Source organism: Snodgrassella sp. ESL0324, from assembly GCF_013344955.1.
Lineage (GTDB): Bacteria > Pseudomonadota > Gammaproteobacteria > Burkholderiales > Neisseriaceae > Snodgrassella > Snodgrassella alvi.
Genome location: NZ_JAAEDS010000014.1, coordinates 178,944 through 199,394, shown reverse-complemented (window position 1 = coordinate 199,394; position 20,451 = coordinate 178,944). Strand labels below are relative to the sequence as shown.

General features: G+C 39.0%; 13 protein-coding genes. 7 read left to right on the top strand and 6 right to left on the bottom strand.

What is annotated here, in order from left to right:
• Nucleotides 1–47: 47 nt before the first annotated feature.
• A complete protein-coding gene (gene kdsA / locus GYY70_RS07960) occupies nucleotides 48–887 on the top strand; it encodes a 3-deoxy-8-phosphooctulonate synthase (RefSeq protein ID WP_370521196.1) in 840 nt (279 codons plus the stop codon).
• Between the two features lie 81 nt (nucleotides 888–968).
• Here kdsA and GYY70_RS07955 read toward each other — a convergent pair whose 3' ends face one another.
• On the bottom strand, nucleotides 969–1,535 hold the full coding sequence (locus tag GYY70_RS07955) for an adenine phosphoribosyltransferase (protein WP_025331077.1): 567 nt from the start codon (nucleotides 1,533–1,535) through the stop codon (nucleotides 969–971).
• A gap of 195 nt (nucleotides 1,536–1,730) precedes the next feature.
• On the opposite strand from GYY70_RS07955, the gene GYY70_RS07950 reads away from it, so the two are divergent.
• Nucleotides 1,731–3,941 (top strand): bifunctional (p)ppGpp synthetase/guanosine-3',5'-bis(diphosphate) 3'-pyrophosphohydrolase, encoded by a 2,211-nt coding sequence (locus GYY70_RS07950; RefSeq protein WP_084565406.1) that lies wholly within the window; start codon nucleotides 1,731–1,733, stop codon nucleotides 3,939–3,941.
• A gap of 126 nt (nucleotides 3,942–4,067) precedes the next feature.
• On the opposite strand, the gene GYY70_RS07945 is transcribed toward GYY70_RS07950, so the two are convergent.
• The gene (locus GYY70_RS07945) at nucleotides 4,068–4,844 is read right to left on the bottom strand and encodes an N-acetylmuramoyl-L-alanine amidase (RefSeq protein ID WP_174831993.1); all 777 of its coding nucleotides are present in this window, start codon (nucleotides 4,842–4,844) and stop codon (nucleotides 4,068–4,070) included.
• A gap of 441 nt (nucleotides 4,845–5,285) precedes the next feature.
• Between GYY70_RS07945 and GYY70_RS07940 the strand changes: the two genes are divergently transcribed.
• Entirely contained in the window at nucleotides 5,286–7,199 is a 1,914-nt protein-coding gene (locus tag GYY70_RS07940; protein WP_174831992.1) for a sulfatase-like hydrolase/transferase, read from the top strand.
• A gap of 1,697 nt (nucleotides 7,200–8,896) precedes the next feature.
• Here the strand turns inward: GYY70_RS07940 and GYY70_RS12140 are convergent.
• The 3 genes from GYY70_RS12140 to GYY70_RS07930 all read right to left on the bottom strand — a co-directional run bounded on the left by GYY70_RS12140 (nucleotide 8,897) and on the right by GYY70_RS07930 (nucleotide 12,164).
• Nucleotides 8,897–9,358: a hypothetical protein gene (locus GYY70_RS12140; RefSeq protein ID WP_238791887.1), complete on the bottom strand. Its 462-nt coding sequence runs from the start codon at nucleotides 9,356–9,358 to the stop codon at nucleotides 8,897–8,899.
• Nucleotides 9,359–9,750: 392 nt separating this feature from the next.
• Nucleotides 9,751–11,613: an excinuclease ABC subunit UvrC gene (gene uvrC / locus GYY70_RS07935; protein ID WP_174831991.1), complete on the bottom strand. Its 1,863-nt coding sequence runs from the start codon at nucleotides 11,611–11,613 to the stop codon at nucleotides 9,751–9,753.
• 104 nt (nucleotides 11,614–11,717) lie between these two features.
• Nucleotides 11,718–12,164: a DUF4124 domain-containing protein gene (locus tag GYY70_RS07930; protein WP_143555238.1), complete on the bottom strand. Its 447-nt coding sequence runs from the start codon at nucleotides 12,162–12,164 to the stop codon at nucleotides 11,718–11,720.
• A 181-nt stretch (nucleotides 12,165–12,345) separates the two neighbouring features.
• Between GYY70_RS07930 and guaB the strand changes: the two genes are divergently transcribed.
• From guaB to carB, 4 genes are all read left to right on the top strand, one after another.
• Entirely contained in the window at nucleotides 12,346–13,806 is a 1,461-nt protein-coding gene (gene guaB / locus GYY70_RS07925) for an IMP dehydrogenase (RefSeq protein WP_174831990.1), read from the top strand.
• A 307-nt stretch (nucleotides 13,807–14,113) separates the two neighbouring features.
• A complete protein-coding gene (gene carA / locus GYY70_RS07920; RefSeq protein WP_174831989.1) occupies nucleotides 14,114–15,247 on the top strand; it encodes a glutamine-hydrolyzing carbamoyl-phosphate synthase small subunit in 1,134 nt (377 codons plus the stop codon).
• 57 nt (nucleotides 15,248–15,304) lie between these two features.
• Complete coding sequence (leuE, locus tag GYY70_RS07915; protein ID WP_084586676.1) at nucleotides 15,305–15,985, top strand: leucine efflux protein LeuE; 681 nt, start codon at nucleotides 15,305–15,307, stop codon at nucleotides 15,983–15,985.
• A gap of 73 nt (nucleotides 15,986–16,058) precedes the next feature.
• A complete protein-coding gene (gene carB / locus GYY70_RS07910) occupies nucleotides 16,059–19,280 on the top strand; it encodes a carbamoyl-phosphate synthase large subunit (protein WP_174831988.1) in 3,222 nt (1,073 codons plus the stop codon).
• 155 nt (nucleotides 19,281–19,435) lie between these two features.
• Here the strand turns inward: carB and GYY70_RS07905 are convergent, their stop codons facing one another.
• Nucleotides 19,436–20,272 (bottom strand): hypothetical protein, encoded by an 837-nt coding sequence (locus tag GYY70_RS07905; protein WP_174831987.1) that lies wholly within the window; start codon nucleotides 20,270–20,272, stop codon nucleotides 19,436–19,438.
• Nucleotides 20,273–20,451: the final 179 nt, after the last annotated feature.

Below are 20,451 nucleotides of genomic sequence, written 5' to 3'. Positions count from 1 at the left end.
TGTGTTATCCATTCACCCGAATTTACTGAGGATTAATTGTGGCCGGAATTATTCGTGTAGGCAATATTGAAGTAGCCAACCATTTACCGTTTGTACTGTTTGGTGGTCTGAATGTACTGGAAAATCTGGATTTAACAATGCGCACATGTGCACATTATGCAGAGGTTACCCGTAAACTGGGCATTCCGCTGGTTTTTAAGGCCTCATTCGATAAAGCCAACCGCTCTTCCATTCATTCCTATCGCGGAGTAGGGCTGGAAGAAGGAATGAAAATTTTTGCTGCGGTTAAACAGGAATTCGGTGTGCCGGTAATTACCGATGTTCATGAACCCTATCAGGCTGCGCCAGTAGGTGAGGTTGCCGATGTATTACAGTTGCCGGCGTTTTTAGCCCGTCAGACTGATTTAGTGGTGGCACTGGCACAAACCGGTAAAGTAATTAATATCAAAAAACCTCAGTTCCTAAGCCCGCACCAGATGAAGAATATTGTTGAAAAGTTTTATGAAGCCGGCAATCAGCAGCTTATTCTGTGTGAGCGTGGCAGCAGCTTTGGTTATGATAATCTGGTAGTTGATATGCTGGGTTTTGGGGTGATGAAAAAAGTTTGTGCTGATTTACCGGTTATTTTTGATGTAACCCATGCATTGCAGCAACGTCAGGCTGATGCTGCCGCTTCAGGCGGGCGTCGCAGTCAGGTACTGGATCTGGCATTAGCCGGTATGGCTACCCGGCTGGCCGGTTTATTCCTTGAATCACATCCTGATCCGGATAAGGCACGTTGCGATGGTCCCAGCGCTTTACCTTTGGATTTGCTCGAACCATTTCTTGCTCAGGTTAAAGCTGTGGATGAGCTGGTAAAAACCATGCCGGTACTGGATATTAACTAAATAAGTATATTTTTGCATAAAAAAGCAGAGCGTTTTGCTCTGCTTTTTTGTTGATCAGGTAAAAGTTCAACCAGAAGGATTTTACTGCTCAACAGAACCGGAATTCTGGTACAGCGTAAACAATGGTACTCCTTCATCTCGAATTTTTTTGCCGCCGGGCAGGTCTGTAAATTCGATAATGGCAGCTGCCTCTACTACTTCAGCACCCAGTTTACGAATCAGTTTTACACCGGCATTCATCGTACCTCCGGTGGCAACCAGATCATCTACCAGCAGCACACGAGTACCCGGTTTTACCGCATCAGTGTGCATTTCGATGGTTGCATGTCCGTATTCCAGTTCGTAACTTTCCGCAATAGTAGTAAAAGGAAGCTTGCCTTTTTTACGGATAGGAACAAAACCGACATTCAGCTGATAGGCAAGAGCAGCACCGATAATAAAACCGCGTGCATCCAGACCGGCCACAACATCAATTTTCTGATCCATATACCGGTAAACCATTAAATCTACCAGCAGACGGAAGTACTGCGGGCTTTGTAATACCGGCGTAATGTCGTGAAATAAAATTCCTTCCTGCGGCCAGTTCGGAATTTTGCGAATTTTTTCGGCCAGCGCGTCAACACCTATGACTTCGGGATGAGTCTGCATTATAAATCCTTTAAAAATAAAGACTATATGCGAAAGCTATAAACGCGGGACGAGCGAAGTTATTTGCATATAGTGTATGCGAAAGTTGCGCATAATAGCACTATTCCTGTTTTTCTACAGCCTAATATGAAGCATAAAATGGTCTGTTTTGGTAAAATGGTCGCCATAATTTACACAAATCAACAGGTTGATAACATGGTTAGCACGCCTGATCAAGCTCTTGTCACCAATCCATGCTTACCGTGTGTCTGGTTAGATGATTATATTGCCACCTTACCAGCGGCGATGGGAGTAATGCTCCGGCATGCCCAGACTTTGGTAAATAACAGCTATCCCAAAGACGCGGTAACCTTTGCCGGTGAAGATCTGTATATCAATTTAATGGCTGCTGCTAAATCAGTAGCAGATATGGATTTGATGGCCGATGCTGTTGCTGCCACAATGCTGAGCTGTCTGCCCAATTATGTCACTGACTGGAAAAATATTGTCAAAGAAGAATGTGGTGACAGTGTGATGCAGCTGGTTGCGGGTTTGTATCAGGTACAGAAGCTTACTTATTTTGTCAGCATCAGCCCGCTGGCTACACAGGAGGAACGGCAGCAGCAGGCTGAAGCAATGCGACAGATGTTACTGGCGATGGTATCGGATATCCGGGTCGTATTGATTAAACTTGCTATGCGCGCCCAGACCATGAGTTACCTGAGTAAAGTCACCGACGAAAAATTAAAAAAGGACGTAGCTAAAGAAACCATGACAGTTTTTGCCCCTCTGGCCAATCGTCTGGGTGTATGGCAGCTGAAATGGCAGCTTGAGGATTTAAGTTTTCGTTATCAGAATCCGGATGAATATAAGAAAATTGCCCGTCTGCTGGATGAAAAGCGTACTGAGCGTCTGGACTATATTGAACATTTTGTTGATACCCTCAGACAGCAACTGAGCCGCCTGAACATGCATTTTGAAGTGGCCGGACGACCAAAGCATATCTATTCCATTTACCGTAAAATGGTAAAAAAGAAACTGAGCTTTGATGGTTTGTATGATATACGGGCCGTACGCATTCTGGTAGATACAGTAGCAGACTGTTATGCCACTCTGGGAATCGTGCACAGCTTATGGCAGCCTATACCGGGTGAGTTTGATGATTATATTGCTCATCCTAAGCCCAATGATTATCAAAGTTTGCATACTGTTGTCGTCGGGCCTGAAGACAAAGGTGTGGAAATCCAGATTCGAACTTTTGATATGCATCGTTATGCAGAGTTTGGAGTGGCCGCTCACTGGCGCTATAAAGAGGGTGGCAAGGGTAATGAAGCCTATGAACATAAAATCGCATGGTTACGTCAGTTGCTCGACTGGCGCGAAAATATCGCCGAAAACGATAGTAGCCGTGAAGATCTGTCACGTGCTTTTCAGACAGAACTGTTTAACGACACTATTTATGTTCTGTCTCCGCATGGCAAGGTATTCTCTTTACCGGCTGGTGCCACACCGATTGATTTTGCCTACGCATTACATACAGATATTGGTAACCGTTGTCGTGGTGCCAAAGTAGACGGACAGATTGTCCCGTTATCCACACCATTGGAGAATGGTCAGCGGGTTGAAATTATTACTGCACGCGAAGGTAAACCATCGGTTAACTGGCTGCATGATGGCTGGGTGAAAAGTAATAAAGCCATTAGTAAGATTCGTGCGTTTATCCGGCAGCAGAACGGTGAATCCATACGGGAATCAGGACGTGCTGCGCTGGAAAAACAGTTAGTAAAAATGCAGGTACAGCCAAATATTCATAAGCTGGCTGAAGCTCTGGGATTTTCCAGTGCAGATGATTTTTATCTGTCTATGGGGCATGGTGAAGTTTCCGGCCGCATGATTCAGAAAGCAGTCGATACTTTACTGGAAAAACCGGAAGCACCGGTAACAGAAAATCATTTAGTCAAACGCAGTAAAATTAAGAAAAATTTTGGTGGTGTTCTCGTGGATGGTGAGGCTGGTTTATTTACAACACTGGCTAAATGCTGCAAACCGGCATTCGGAGACAAAATTATTGGTTTTGTAACACGGGAACGTGGTATCTCAATCCATCGTAGCAATTGTTCTTCGTTTCAATATCTGGCTCAGATTTCTCCGGATAAAGTATTACCTGCATCCTGGGCAAGTGATTCAGCCGGGCAGGTTTTTGCTATTGATATCGAAATTCGTGCCAGAGACCGCAGTGGATTATTACGCGATATTTCTGAAACACTGGCACGCAACCGGCTTAATGTTACTGCGGTACAGACGTTATCACGTGATATGGAAGCTCAGTTGCGATTTACTGTTGAAGTACAGCAGGTAAATGATTTACCCCGGGTACTTAGCCACCTGAGCGATGTTAAAGGTGTACTCTCAGTAACCCGTTTATAAGCAATTGCTATCCGCTGCGGATAAATTATCGGTTTATTTATCATTCATCTGAAAAAGCCACGGACTTAATGCTTATGTTCGTGGCTTTTTAAACAGCTTAACATCTGCTTTTTTTAAGTAAGAGTTTTATGCCTCCGGAAAATATTTATCAATTAAAGCGTATAAAATAGCAACCGTTTCGCAATCCACTCTTCCGCTATAGTCAGTTGGACGGAAATGCAGTTGAAAAGCACGTATCAGTTTGCTGAATTGTTCAGCATCAGCGTCAGCTCCGGTGATATCGTAACCATAACGATTTAATTGTTTCAAAATGGTTGCATTATCAGGTATCCCTTGTTTTATGAACTGGTTTAGATAATTTAATTTGGTTTGTGTATCAAACCAGGCGCCAATTCCTGCTTTATACAGTTCTTCCCAAGGAAAAGCCGCACCCGGATCACTTTTGCGTTGTGGTGCGATATCTGAATGCCCAATAACATGAGTTGGCGTGATATCCGGATAACGCTGGAGAATATTCAGTGCTAGTTGTTTGAGCGCTTCAATTTGATTTACCTTATAGGATGGAAAAGTAAATATACCGTTATTATCAGTAGCCAGATTAACAACTTCTATACCTATGGAAGTATCATTCAGATTACTACGTCCTTGCCAATTACTGACACCTGCATGCCAAGCGCGGTCTGTTTCTGCCACCAGATTAAAAATACGCAGCTCTTTAAAGCCGGCTGCCTGATAGCTTGCTTCTGTCTCATCCGGAATCAGATAATGAATGCTCGTATTTGAACCGGTAAGTGATTTGATCGAATCAGCAAAATTTTCAGCAGTATAATGCAATATTAAAAAGCGTACGCGCTGATTAAAAGTGTTTATAGAGCGATAGCTATTGTAGTCAATATGATACATATTATTTTCTCCTTTATGTTATATCGATAATTTATTTAATTTTATATAAATAAAATATTGGCGATGAAATTTTATTTCTTATTAATCTATCTAAGCTTGTAAGTAATTTTAATAAAATTTATTAAAATTAAATATCTATTAAATTTTGATGTATTGGTAATTATAATAACATTCATCTGGGAAGTAAATATTAATTTATTAATATATTGATTGTATCATGCATATGATTACATGCATATTGAATGATATGCTACCTTTAATATATATATTCATATATAATTATAACATTGTATTTTTCTTAGGAAAGAAGTAGTTTGATTTAGTATTTTAAAAATTTATGTCGATTGTTATTTCAATAGGTTTTTTTAAAAATAAAAAAATTTGGAATTCAAATAAAAGTAAAGATTAAATTTTCTTTGTTCAAAGGGTAAAATTTTTATTATGTTACGAAAGAACATATTATTATATTTTCTATATATTGTATCATCTATTATTTTATTATTCGGGCTTGGTTATACAAAAAATTGGGAAAATAAAGATATAATTGTTGGTTTGATATTTTTGGGTTGTTATATCTTTGGTACTAAATACAGATTTACATCAATAATTTTATTGGTTACTTTTTCTGTTTTATCTTTTTATTTTCCAACTGGAATTATTTATGGCAAGCCGACAGAAGCAATTTTAATATCCTTAATACAAACCAATAAATTAGAAGTTATTGGCTATTTTATGGCTATTAAATATGAAATATTTTTATCTGTTTTATTTATAATTATCCAATTTTTGATATATCAAATAACAAAAAAAGAAAAAAATAAATTTAAATACTTTACTATATTTGCATTTATATTTTTATATATAGTCAGCTTATTTGGTATCTCAGTTAATCATCATGGTATAAATAGAAATGCCTTTTTAAAAAATTCAATAGATTCATGGAAAGTTATTCGTAAACAAAAAGAAGAACAACGAATAAATTTAGGGGATAGTAGTGCAATTAAAATAGAAGGTAAAATAGACAACAATGATGATACAGAAATAAGGGTTGTTATTATTGGAGAGTCGGTACGTAGAGATTATATGTCAGTATATGGCTACCCTAACAACACAACTCCTTTTCTCAATTCAGCAAAAGGTATTTTTATTGATGGGTTGGTATCTGCTGGACCTAATACACAATTATCACTTACCAGAACACTATTTAAGGCTATCCCAACTGAAAACAGAATTCATTGGGGAATTAATGTTGTCTCATTAGCTAATAAAGCCGGATATGAAACATATTGGATTAGTAATCAAGGAGCAAATGGTTGGGGAGATGACGTTTTCTATAATTTATCTAAATTAGCAACACAAAATAAATTTTTAAAAACTGGTGATTTCAATTCGGGTAATAATGACGATGAAGAAATGCTTCCTATTTTAGAGAAAATAATAAATAGCAATGCTAAGGAAAAAGTAATTTTTATGCATATGATTGGTTCTCATGAACCTGTGTGTTCAAGAATTGGAAATTTTACACCAAATTTTAAATTACATAATGAAGCCGGTTGTTATGCAGCTACTATTGAAAAACTTGATTTATTTATAGAGAAAATTACTAAAATATTAAAAGGTAAAAAATATAAATTAATGTATTTTTCAGATCATGGATTATCAGTCGGAAAAACTGAAGTATTTCATAACAATAATATTGTTGAAGAATATGAGGTTCCTTTATTTTATTTAGATTCGGACATAAAAGAGCAAATACACATTAAGAAAAAAATAAGTGGATTAAATTTACTGGATATATTTTCATCATTTATTAATATCAAATCGAATGTTACTGATAGTAATTATAATTTTCATCATGCTTCAAAGTTAACTGATAATTCTGATCCTATAATTTATTGGGATGAATATAGACCTTTTTCAACTATTCAAAAAAAACAACCTCCTGTTAGAGATATTCAATCTAATATTATTGGTGATATTGTGAAATTAGAAAATAATTATAAATTTTCTAAAGAATGTGTTAGTTATGTTGATTCTGTGGATGTAGCTTTCCCTTTAAATAAAGAAGTTTATAAAATTTATGGTTGGGCTGCTGCTGACAAAGATAAAAAACCTTTAGATGAGGCAATCGGAGTGTTTATTATGAAAAATAATCAAGTCTATTTCATTCAAGGCGATAAACAGGCAAGAAATGGTGTACGTGATCATTTTAATATTTCTCCGGGTGAAAGAGATGATTATGGAATTGTAAGTTTTGTTGATAAAAAATATGTGGATTCTATAAAAAATACATATTTAGGTTATAAAGACCAGTATGGTCAATATCACATATGTATTAGAAATAATCAGTTTTAACTTAATAAAAGTATAAAACCCACAAAAGTGGGTTTTATACTTTTATATTTCGAAAAATAGATGATATATAGTTAAATAAAAGTATAGAAATATTTTTATTTTCTATTAATATTACTGTTATATATGTATTAGATTGCCAAAGAAAAGACAAAATTTTTCTATATACTTTCTTTTAAAATAGTAGAATTGATAGATATTTTAAATTAATTTTGCCATTGAAGAAAATATGTTTGCCAGTAGAATAGAAAATTATTTTCTGATAATTCGACTATTCTTATACTTAATATTTAGATTATTGACTTTAAAAATTATTTGCTAATTAATTTTATTATATTTGCGGAATAAAACAAAAGTAATTTGAATATTTTGGCAAGAAGTAAAATAAAAAGACGAATAAAGATACACAGGCAGAAAATTTCACCTGAAATGATAACAAGTTGTATAAGTTTTGAAAATTCTATAAAAAATAATATACCTTTAATAAAAAACAAAAAGAGGCAGCTTATCAGAGATAATCCGGATCCTATAAGTAAAGAATTAAATGAAAAGGATTCACTATTTTCAGTATTAAAAAAAATATATTTTACAGGTTTAATAGTAGAAACAAATATAATCAATATAAAAGTTAAAAAATTAATTCCGAGCAGAAGTAAGTTTAATTTTCCGATTCCTATCAAAAGCTTGAATTGGTAAGTATAATCACCAATAGAGTAGTAATATCCAATCATGCAGATTATAACTAATGAGTAACTAGTTAAAAACATAAATAAATCTTCGGATACAAGTCTATAAGTAGAAATCTGAACATTTTTTTCTGCCCGTAAAAAATATTTTATGATTTTTATATTTATTAGTATAAAAAAACTGACTGCCCAGCAATATAAAATGAAATATATCATTAAACCATAAATAGTGTACCTTAAATCTTCGTCGATACCTAATAAATAAACAACAAAGTGAAATAGCAAAATCAAACCAATGTTAAGTGCTAATTTAAAAAATAAAGATTTAAAAGAAGATGATTGATTTTTGCTGTTGCGAATGAAAATAGTTTTAGTCGTTTTGAACAAAAAAAAGAAGTATAAAAAGAGAATGAAAGTTATTTCCATCAGAGCCAAAACTGACTCTAGTGTAAAAAATTCATTTATATCTCTGAAACCCATAAGGAGTTCGAGTATCACGAAAAAGACTATTGTAAAAATTAAATAGTTAATTAAAAATCTGATCAATTTTCTGCGATTTAAGTAATGATGAATCATATTTAAATTTTATTGTAAATTAAAATTATTTTATTATAAATAAATCTTTTTAAATTAAATATATTTAAATGTTGTAGTTTGATTTAAATCATATATACAATAGATCATTATATTGATGAGTCAGTTATCATAATTGCCTTAAATTACAGCAACTGGAAAATAATATTATCTGCTGCTGATCTCATTAAAATGTTTAGATTTATCACTAGCCGATTGTATATATGAATGACTGCCTGAAACTTAATTCTGGCTCAGGCTATTACATTTCTAATTAAAATGCTGCATTTGGTGCTGATGTTATAAATAATTGAACACGGAATAAATAATTGATTTTTAATTAAATATATAGCGATACAAATCATCATATTTATTTTGCAGTAAGTATTGAGTGAAGTTCATCTGCTTTTTTCCGGAATTAATTAGTTAATATTTTTATCATTAAGCTGAACGTAAAAAAAGCCATTTGATTATTTTGGCGAAAAATAAAATTAAAAAACAGATAAAGATACAAAAAGAACAGCAGAGAATATTAATTAAAACAATATCTGTTTGATTATAATAGGTACTTAATAATCTATAACCCAAAATGCTGATAAAAAAGGTAATAAGAAATAGTGTAAAATTGATTAGTAAAAATTTAAATGAAAGTGATTGTTTATTTTCAGTCCGGGAAAAAATTGCTTTTAAAGCTTTAATAACTATAGAAAATAAAAAAACAAAAAAATTAATCAGTGCTATTAAACCTAAAAAGAAACTTGCGCCTGATCGTTCACATTCATCATAAAAATAAAATAAGAGTGCTCCAACTGAACACAGTATAAATATGAAATAACTGACAAATAATATTAAAAAATTTCTAGATAATTTTTTATGCAAAGAAATTTGAACTATTTCTGTCATTTTATTATATCCTTTAATAAATTCAAAGATAATTATATTTATGTATTCTTTTTAATGTAAAGAAAAACAAATATTTTAGCTGGATTCTGATTAAAGATTTTCTGTCTTCTGTACACTGCCTGTAAGCTGGTGCTATTACTGTAAATTATTAATAATATACGGTATTTCTGGTTCCATTCATCAGTATGTAGTCTGATGAAGAGATAAATATTGTTTTGACAAATTTCTGAAAATACACGGTATTATCTAAAGATGATATTTAACACAGGCAGCAATGTTTCAGGCATTCCATAATTGTATATTCTGTATTGTAAACAAAATTTCTGGATATTCCGGTATTGTTTATTGATAATATTAATAAATTTAATAATAATCAGATTGATATATTTGTGTTAATGTAAAGCATCATATATCTTTTCGGCCAGAGCAAGGCTAATACCTTCCGTCTGACTCAGATCATGCACACTGGCAGCAACCACGCCGCGCAAACCGCCAAAACGGGTTAATAGTGCCTGACGCCTTTTGCTGCCAATACCCGGTATGTTGTTGAGTGAAGAAGTGACTCTTGCTTTGGCACGTTTCTGCCGATGACCGGTAATAGCAAAACGGTGAGATTCATCCCGGACAGTTTGTAACAAATGCAGGGCAGGATTGTGCGGTTCTACCCTGATATTGCGCTGCTGATGCGGAATAATCAGCTCTTCCAGTCCGGCTTTACGTTCCGGACCTTTGGCAATGCCGACTATCGGAATATGAATACCCAGTTCCTGCCATACATTCAGAGCCATATGTACCTGACCTTTGCCTCCGTCTATTAGCACCAGATCCGGCCACGCACCGATACTGTCATCATTATCTGCCAGTCGTCCGTAGCGACGGGTTAATACTTCGCGCATAGCAGCATAATCATCACCGGCCTTTGCGGTTGTAATATTATAGCGGCGATATTTGGCAGGCTGCATGGCTTCATCTTCATATACTACACATGAAGCAATAGTTGCTTCGCCCTGAGTATGGCTGATATCAAAACATTCAATCCGGTTGAGATTTTCTGCATCCATATCCAGCAGTTGAGCCAGCGCTTCAATACGGTGTTGCTGGCTATGCTGCTGTAAACGATGCTGTTCAATAGCCATATGTGCATTGCGTTCCGCCATACTCAGCCACACACGCCGTTCACCTACAGTTTTATGGATAAACTGAATCTGTTTACCGTTTTCGTTATTCAGTGCTTCACACAGGCTTTTGGGCAGCTGAAAATTACTGATAATGATATCCGGCTTATTTTTACCCAGATAGTGTTGTGCAGCAAATGCCTCTCCATAGTGATTGAGTTTTTCGGCAACACGGTAGCGGGTATCCGGAAAAAAGTTTTTATCCCCGACATGCCGGCCGCCGCGAATGCTAACCCAGTGAATACATACAATATCATTTTCTTCAGCCAGCGCAAGGATATCAATGTCATTGTGACGGGCCTGTTTGCTGTCTATAAATTGCTGAGACTGCATTAGCCCCAGTGCCTGAATCTGATCTCGCACCTGTGCTGCCGTTTCAAAATCCAGCTGTTCAGCAGCATGTTGCATTTTGGTATGCAAAGAAGCAGTCAGCTCACTGGTTTTTCCCTGCAGAAAGCTGATCGCAGCTTTAACACTGCTCTGATAATCTTCAGCATTGATATGTCCTGTACATGGACCGGAACAACGCTTAATCTGGTAAAGCAGGCAGGCACGGTCGCGATGCTCAAATACACTATCTTCACACGTACGCAGTCTGAATACTTTCTGTAATGTCTGGATGCTGTTGCGTACCGCATAGCCATTAGGATAAGGACCGAAATACTGGTTATTTTTTTTCAGACTGCCGCGGTAATACGCCATTTGCGGGAACTTATGTCCGCTCAGCATCAGATAAGGATAGCTTTTATCATCCCGGAACAGAATATTGTATTTCGGCGATAATGCCTTGATAAAGTTATTTTCCAGAATTAATGCTTCTGATTCTGAATGAGTGGCTGTAATTTCAATTCGCGCCACTTGTTTCACCATAAGCTGAATCCGGGGCGATAAATCAGTTTTCTGAAAGTAGCTGCTGACACGGCGTTTCAGATTCACTGCTTTGCCCACATACAATACTTTATCATTTGCATCGAGCATGCGGTATACCCCCGGCACTAAAGGCAGGTTTTTAAGAAACAGGGCTATATCAAATTTATTACTGTCAGCATTGCTGGATGATGTGGCTGTGGTATTGGTCATAGTAATGGTATATCTGGTTAACAACTATGTATGCAGCCATAAAAAAGTCCATAAGCTGCGTAAACAACTTATGGATAAGGAGTAAAATAGTCAAGAGTAAAAGTTTATTTACAATTCAGTTGTACGTCTTCATCATAACGTTTAATCAGCGCATCGCGGTTATTGGTGCGCAGACTGTCAGCCATTTGGCGGTTCATTTTCGAAGTTTTGCAGGCGGCTTCACGGTTTTTCTTGTTTTGTTCTTCAATTTTTTTGTTCCGCTCATCTGTCTGTTTGTTATGTTCTTCAATTTTACGGTTAAGTTTCGCCTGCTGTTCTGTTATTGAATCAGAACTGGCTTCAGCATTAGGCTGAGGTGCCGCAGCAGGCGTGGCAACCTGTGTGCGCACATTAAAACGCTGAGCTTTAGCAGGTGAAAGATTAACCGGGGTGTCTGAGTATTCATTTACGCCTTTGTTATCACGCCATGTATATACCTCCACAGCACCTGCTATTAATGTGCTGCCCATCAGTACCATTGCCAGTGACATTTTCAGTATTTTGTGACGCATGTTTACTTTTCCTTGGGTTTGAAATATATGTTTTGACTATTATACGATAAAAAAAACCAATGTTTGCCAATTGACCGGTTTATGTAAAAGTATATTTTGCGAGTGTGTCGTATATTTGTTAAAATTGCCCGCCAATTCCCTTATCTGAATTTCTTCTCATCCTCTAAAAAGAAGCCCTAAAATGCGTATAGTCGAAAAAGCTTACACTTTTGACGACGTGCTGCTCGTACCTGCTCACTCTGAAGTACTGCCGCGCGACGTTATTCTGAAAACTCCGCTTACCCGCCGGATTAATCTGAATTTACCCCTGGTTTCAGCGGCGATGGATACGGTTACTGAGGCTAAGCTGGCTATTTCCATGGCTCAGGAAGGCGGTATTGGCATTATTCACAAAAACATGAGTGTTGAACGGCAGGCACGTGCCGTAGCCAATGTTAAACGATATGAAAGTGGTGTGGTCAAGGATCCGGTAACCATTACACCTGATACGCTGATTGGCGATTTAATCGGTCCCGGGCGTAAATACAAAGTTTCCAGCTTACCGGTACTGGAAAATGGTAAAGTTGTTGGTCTGGTTACTAACCGGGATTTACGTTTTGAACGTAATCTGCAGCAAAAAGTATCCAGTATTATGACCCAGCGTGAGCGTCTGGTTACTGTAAGTGAAACTACCAGTATCGATGATGCCCGTGAATTAATGCATACACATAAAATTGAGCGTGTGCTGGTAGTGAATGAAGACTGGGAGCTGAAAGGTCTGATTACAGTAAAAGACATATTAAAAAACACAGCTTTTCCTAATGCCAATAAAGACAGTGAAGGACGGCTGAGAGTAGGAGCTGCAGTAGGAGTCGGAAAAGACACAGACGAGCGGGTAGCTGCACTGGTTCAGGCTGGAGTAGATGTGCTGGTAGTGGATACAGCGCATGGACATAGTCAGGGTGTAATAGAACGTGTACGCTGGGTAAAACAGCATTATCCGGATGTAGATGTCATTGGCGGTAATATAGCAACAGCAGCTGCTGCGCGTGATCTGGTCGCAGCAGGAGCGGATGCAGTTAAAGTTGGCATCGGGCCGGGTTCTATCTGTACAACCCGTATAGTAGCCGGTGTAGGTGTGCCGCAGTTAACCGCTATTCATAATGTGGCTGCAGAACTTGCCGGTACCGGCGTGCCGCTGATTGCTGACGGTGGTATACGCTTTTCAGGTGATCTGGCTAAAGCACTGGCAGCCGGCGCCTCTGCGGTAATGCTGGGCGGCATGTTTGCCGGTACTGAAGAAGCACCGGGTGAAATTGAGCTTTATCAGGGACGCTCTTATAAATCCTATCGCGGTATGGGTTCAATGGGAGCCATGAGCCAGGGCTCTTCTGACCGTTATTTTCAGGATAATGTCTCCAGCGCTGATAAATATGTGCCGGAAGGCATCGAGGGACGGGTACCTTATAAAGGACCAATCAGCCAGATTATCCATCAGCTCGTAGGCGGATTACGCTCCAGTATGGGCTATCTGGGCTGTAAAACCATTCATGATATGCATGATAAGGCAGAATTTGTTGAAATTACCGCAGCGGGTATGAGTGAGTCGCATGTACACGATGTGCAAATCACCAAAGAAGCACCTAATTATCATGTACGCTAAAATAATGTTGTAAAATTTGCAGTCAGTCTAAAGGGCAGCCGGCGGGCTGCTCAGCAGATTAATAAAAATTTTCTTTTTTATTTAGTAATATCTGCATTGCCAAAGCAGAGAAGATTAGCTAAAATGCATTGCTTTCATGGCAGTGTCAGATATTATGTCTCTGCCATAATCAAGCACGTAGCTCACGCTTTTTGCGTGAAGTGGCGTGTTTTTTTTTGCCTGCAACTGGTAACTGGAAGCACGATTATTAATCCATAAAAAACAGATTGTCGTTATTGACGGTCTATTAAATACACAGGACTCATTCATGACTACAAGTGCAATTCTGGTGTTGGCTGACGGTTCCGTATTTCATGGTGTCAGCATTGGAGCAGCCGGGCAGGCAGTTGGTGAAGTAGTCTTCAATACCAGCATGACTGGCTATCAGGAAATCCTCACTGATCCGTCTTATACTCAGCAGATGGTGACTCTTACTTATCCGCATATCGGCAATACCGGTATCAACAGTGAAGACACTGAGAGTAAACAAATTTATGCTTCCGGGTTAATTATTCGCGACTTACCTTTATTGCACAGTAATTTTCGTGCGCAGGAAAACCTGTCCGATTATCTGCAACGTCAGCATACTGTGGCAATCGCAGATATTGATACCCGACGCCTTACCCGTTTGCTGCGGGATAAAGGTTCACAGGCCGGCTGTATTCTGACTGGCGCTGATGCAAATAAAGAACAGGCTCTGGAAATGGCACGTGCTTTTGGCAGCATGGCCGGAAAAGATTTGGCACGGGAAGTAAGCTGTTCTGCAAAATATGAATTTACTCAGGGTGAATGGCAGCTGGGGCAGGGTTATGTTCAGCCGCAACAAGCCGGATATCATGTGGTTGCCTACGATTTCGGGGTAAAAACCAATATTTTGCGTATGCTGAGTGAACGGGGCTGCCGTCTGACTGTGGTTCCTGCTACTACACCGGCAGCTGAAGTACTGGCATTGAATCCTGACGGCGTATTTCTGTCTAACGGGCCGGGTGATCCGGAACCCTGTGATTATGCCATTAAAGCTGTACAGGAAATTCTGGCACATAAACTGCCACTATTCGGTATTTGTCTGGGACATCAGCTGCTTGGTCTGGCTTTAGGGGCGAAAACCCGCAAAATGCCTTTTGGTCATCACGGAGCCAATCATCCGGTACAGGATATGGATACCGGCCGGGTTGTGATTACCAGTCAGAATCATGGTTTTGAAGTAGATGCAGATACTTTACCGGAAAATGTTCGTATTACTCATAAATCGCTGTTTGACGGTTCACTTCAAGGTATTAGCATGACTAGTCAGCCGGCTTTTTCATTTCAGGGACATCCGGAAGCCAGTCCGGGCCCGCATGACGTTGCCTACCTTTTTGACCGCTTTATCGAACATATGCAGGCGGCAGATAAAAATTAATTGCGTGATATTACGAACTAAATTTATTGAGAATAGTAAAAAAGTACAGGAATCCCCATGTTTGGTATTACTGATCTGGGAACGTATATTGTCGGTGCCATAGCAATTGTTCTGCTGCCGGGACCAAATTCAATGTATTGTCTGGCCATGGCCGGAAAATATGGAGCACGGGCTGCTTATTGTGCGGTTGCCGGAATATTTCTGGGTGACAGTATTTTGATGTTGCTTTCAGCCTCAGGTGCAACATCAATTATCAAAACCATACCTGCATTGTTTTTAATACTGAAACTGGTCGGTGGCTTGTATTTGTTTTATCTGGGCTGGCAGTTGCTGCGCTCAGCTCTTAAGCAATGGAACAGACGTCAGCAGGCTGCTGCAGATGTTTTCAGACAATCATTGTGTGAGCCGGCACAAGCCAGTAAACCGCTTCCGGCACGTCATTACTTTCAGCATGCTTTGCTGCTCAGTTTATTAAACCCGAAAGCAATTTTGTTTTTTCTGGCTTTTTTTGTTCAGTTTGTTGATCCGCATTACGCACATCCGGCATATAGTTTTCTACTGCTGGCTATTATTTTGCAAATTTTCAGCCTGACTTATCTAAGCGTACTGATATTCAGTGGTTTATCGCTGGTCAAGTGGTTTCGTCACTATCAGCGTCTGGCTGCCGGGGCAGTAGCCACAATCGGGCTGATGTTTATTGCGTTTGCACTGAAATTATGGACGGCAAGTATCGACTGACCGATTGACTGTCAGAAAATCAATCTTGCCGTACCGCTAAATTAACAGATAATTTTTTGATAAAGGTATCAGTATGCCTAAGCGCACAGACTTAAAATCTATCCTAATTATTGGTGCCGGTCCTATTGTAATTGGTCAGGCATGCGAGTTTGACTACTCCGGAGCTCAGGCATGCAAGGCATTGCGTGAAGAGGGCTATAAAGTCATTTTGGTTAATTCCAATCCGGCTACGATTATGACAGATCCGGATATGGCTGATGTTACTTACATTGAGCCGATTATGTGGCAGACAGTGGCAAAAATTATTGAAAAAGAACGTCCCGATGCCATTTTGCCAACGATGGGCGGACAAACGGCACTCAACTGTGCTCTTGATCTCGCGCATAACGGTATTCTGAAAAAATACCAGGTAGAGCTGATTGGTGCATCCGAAGATGCAATTGATAAAGCAGAAGACCGCGGCCGTTTTAAAGAAGCAATGAATAAAATCGGTCTGCATACCCCGAAATCCTTTATTTGCCATAGCATGGAGCAGGCTCTGGATGCACAGGCACAGGTTGGATTTCCTGCATTAATTCGCCCGTCTTTCACTATGGGCGGCAGTGGCGGCGGTATTGCCTACAATAAAGATGAATTTATTACTATTTGTGAACGTGGTTTTGATGCTTCACCTACTCATGAATTACTGGTCGAACAGTCTGTACTGGGTTGGAAAGAATATGAAATGGAAGTGGTGCGTGACCGTGCCGACAATTGCATTATTATCTGTTCGATAGAAAATTTTGATCCGTGCGGCGTACATACCGGTGATTCGATTACAGTAGCTCCGGCACAAACACTGACGGATAAAGAATATCAGCTGATGCGCGATGCCTCTCTGGCAGTGCTGCGTGAAATTGGTGTGGATACCGGTGGCTCTAATGTACAATTTGCCGTTAATCCGCAAAACGGCGAAATGATTGTGATTGAAATGAATCCGCGTGTCAGCCGTTCTTCTGCTCTGGCTTCTAAAGCTACTGGTTTTCCGATTGCCAAAATCGCAGCTAAGCTGGCAATAGGCTATACACTGAATGAATTGCAAAATGATATAACCGGCGGACGCACACCAGCTTCCTTTGAGCCTTCCATTGATTATGTGGTAACTAAAGTTCCCCGTTTTGCCTTTGAAAAATTTCCGTCCGCAGATGATCGCCTGACGACACAGATGAAATCAGTTGGGGAAGTAATGGCTATCGGCCGTACATTTCAGGAGTCTGTTCATAAAGCTCTGCGCGGTCTGGAGGTCGGTCTGAGCGGCTTTGATTGCCGTAGCAGTGACCGGGCAGCCATTCAGCGTGAACTGGCTAATCCCGGTCCGGAACGGATACTGTATGTCGCTGATGCATTTCGTGCCGGCTTTTCATTAGAGGAAATCTATACAATTTGTGCTATTGATCCGTGGTTCCTGGCACAGATTGCTGATCTGGTTAGCGAAGAACAGAAACTGACAGCGATCAGACTGGAAGATATCGATTACAGTTATCTGCGTAAACTCAAACGCAAAGGTTTTGCTGATAAACGGCTGGCGCAATTGCTTAATCAGGATGAAGCCAGTGTTAGACAACATCGTTATGCCATAAATCTACATCCGGTTTTTAAACGCGTAGATACCTGTGCAGCCGAATTTGCTACCGATACTGCCTATCTGTACTCAACTTATGAAGAAGAATGCGAAGCGGAACCGACACAGCGTAAAAAAATTATGATTCTTGGTGGCGGACCAAATCGTATCGGTCAGGGTATTGAGTTTGATTATTGCTGTGTACATGCTGCATTAGCATTGCGCGAATCCGGTTTTGAAACCATTATGGTGAACTGTAATCCTGAAACAGTTTCGACAGATTATGATACTTCTGACAGATTGTATTTCGAGCCGCTTACCCTTGAAGACGTACTGGAAATCTGTCATACCGAACAACCTGACGGTCTCATTGTGCATTATGGCGGCCAGACGCCTTTAAAACTGGCTAATGAACTGGTAGCTAATGGTGTCAATATTATCGGTACCTCAGCTGATGCCATTGATGCAGCAGAAGACCGTGAGCGTTTTCAGCAGATTCTGCATAAACTGGGATTGCGTCAGCCGGAAAATCGTACAGCACGTACTGAAGCAGAGGCACTGCAACTGGCTGAAGAAGTTGGTTATCCGCTGGTAGTACGGCCATCTTATGTACTTGGCGGACGAGCTATGCAGGTAGTGCATTCAGCCAATGAATTACAAACCTATATGCGCGAAGCTGTACAAGTATCCAATGATAGCCCGGTATTGCTTGATTACTTTCTCAGCCACGCTATTGAAGTAGATGTAGATTGTGTATGTGATGGCAAACAGGTAGTTATCGGCGGCATCATGCAGCATGTGGAACAGGCAGGTGTCCATAGTGGCGATTCAGCATGTTCCATTCCGCCTTATTCGCTAAGTGAAGATATTCAGAATGAAATTCGTCGTCAGACAGCAGCCATGGCAATGGCTTTAGATGTAATTGGTCTGATGAATGTGCAGTTTGCGGTACAGGATGATATCGTTTACGTACTTGAAGTCAATCCGCGTGCTTCACGTACTGTTCCATTTGTATCTAAAGCCACAAGTGTGTCTCTTGCTAAAATCGGAGCAAGGGTTATGGCCGGTATCTCATTGGCCGAACAGGGCTACACACAAGAAGTTATTCCTGAATTTTTTGCAGTTAAGGAAGCCGTATTTCCTTTTATTAAATTTCCCGGCGTAGATACCATTCTCGGACCCGAAATGCGCTCTACCGGTGAAGTAATGGGTGTCGGTGAAACATTTGCCGAAGCATATTTAAAAGCCCAGCTCGGAGCGGGTGAACGTATGCCGACTATTGGTAAAGTGTTTCTGGCTGTACGTAATGAAGACAAACCTGCTGTTGTTCAGGTGGCAACCAATTTTCAGTCGCTCGGATACGGACTATGTGCCACTCGCGGGACAGCAGCTTTTCTGGCTGAGCACGGAATCAATGTGCAAGTGGTGAATAAGGTAACTGAAGGGCGCCCGCATATTGTTGATGCCATTAAAAACGGTGAGATTGCTCTGGTCGTTAATACTGTCAGCAGTGATGTACAGTCTATTAAAGACAGCCATTCAATCCGCCGTAGTGCACTGAATATGCGTATCCCTTTATATACCACCATCGCAGGTGCTTTAGCGATGAGTGAAGGTGTAAGCCGTTTATCCCGTACTGATGTTTACAGTATTCAGAATTTACATCAGCGCATAAAGACAGCTCTGCAAAACTAATTATTTCAAGATAAAAAGCTGCTGGTTGCATCATTAGCATCCGGCAGCTTTTTATCTTAATAATATATTGAAAAATTAATTTTAAATGGTGAGGAATTATTAGTTTTAGTGTTTTCTATAATCAAATATCAGCAAGATTAACTATATGGCTATTCTTAATGATTCTGGTCTGTAACTACCTTACTGTGCTGATGGATATAATCCAGAATACGGTTATTATTCTGAATAAAACCCAGTTGAATTTCCGGATGATCAAGTAAGCTTTCATTGTGCTTATATATTTGAATTAATCCATCAGCAAAATAGTTCTGGCTTACTGGTGGTTTATACTTCCCATGTAGAAATCTCGAGGAATATACAGTGTAGGTAACACTAAACTCTTCATCTAAAACAGAATAAATATCAATTTGATGCGGAAAAGCATTGTATTCATCCTTAACATCAAATGGCCAGAAATCAATTCTTAAATCTTGTTGATTGGTTTCGGATTTATTAACAAACATAGTTTGTTTTCCTGAAATACCAATATAATACAATTCCTGATTATTTTTCTTTTCTTTTAATCGGAATCGGTAATTTTCCCGTTTGAACCAATGATTTCCATATTCCAGTTTTTCTGCTTTTATGTTGCGATATAACGGCGCAAAACTAAGACCTACAACAGGCTTAGAAAAATCAGGACATCGATGAATTGCTTCTTCATCATTGGGAAAACCTGATAAAGTAGGTAAGGCAAATATAATTGCTGCTGCCTTTTGCTCGACTATACCATCAATAATTTTATTTTTTATACTAAAACCAAACATGCAGCGCGGCAGGGCAATCTCCAGTTTTTTACCTGATACTTTTGATGGAATGCGCACAGTAATCTCTGTAGTGTCTGTGATTATCCGTTGTTCCTCCAAATTTTTAATTTTGTCCTGTTCGCTATCATTGTTGCTGTTAAGACATCCGCTTAAACTTAAAATTAATAGCAAAAGCAATATTTTCATTTTGATATTCCAAAAATCTGCGAGCTTTTAAATTTAATACTATATTATTTTAATAAATATTAACATAAAATAACATTTATTTAATCACAAAGCATATAAATATTTTTATTTAAAGATAATGATTTTTTATAATTTTATATTCACTCAGCTGTATTCAGACATTTTCAGCTTTCTCCCTG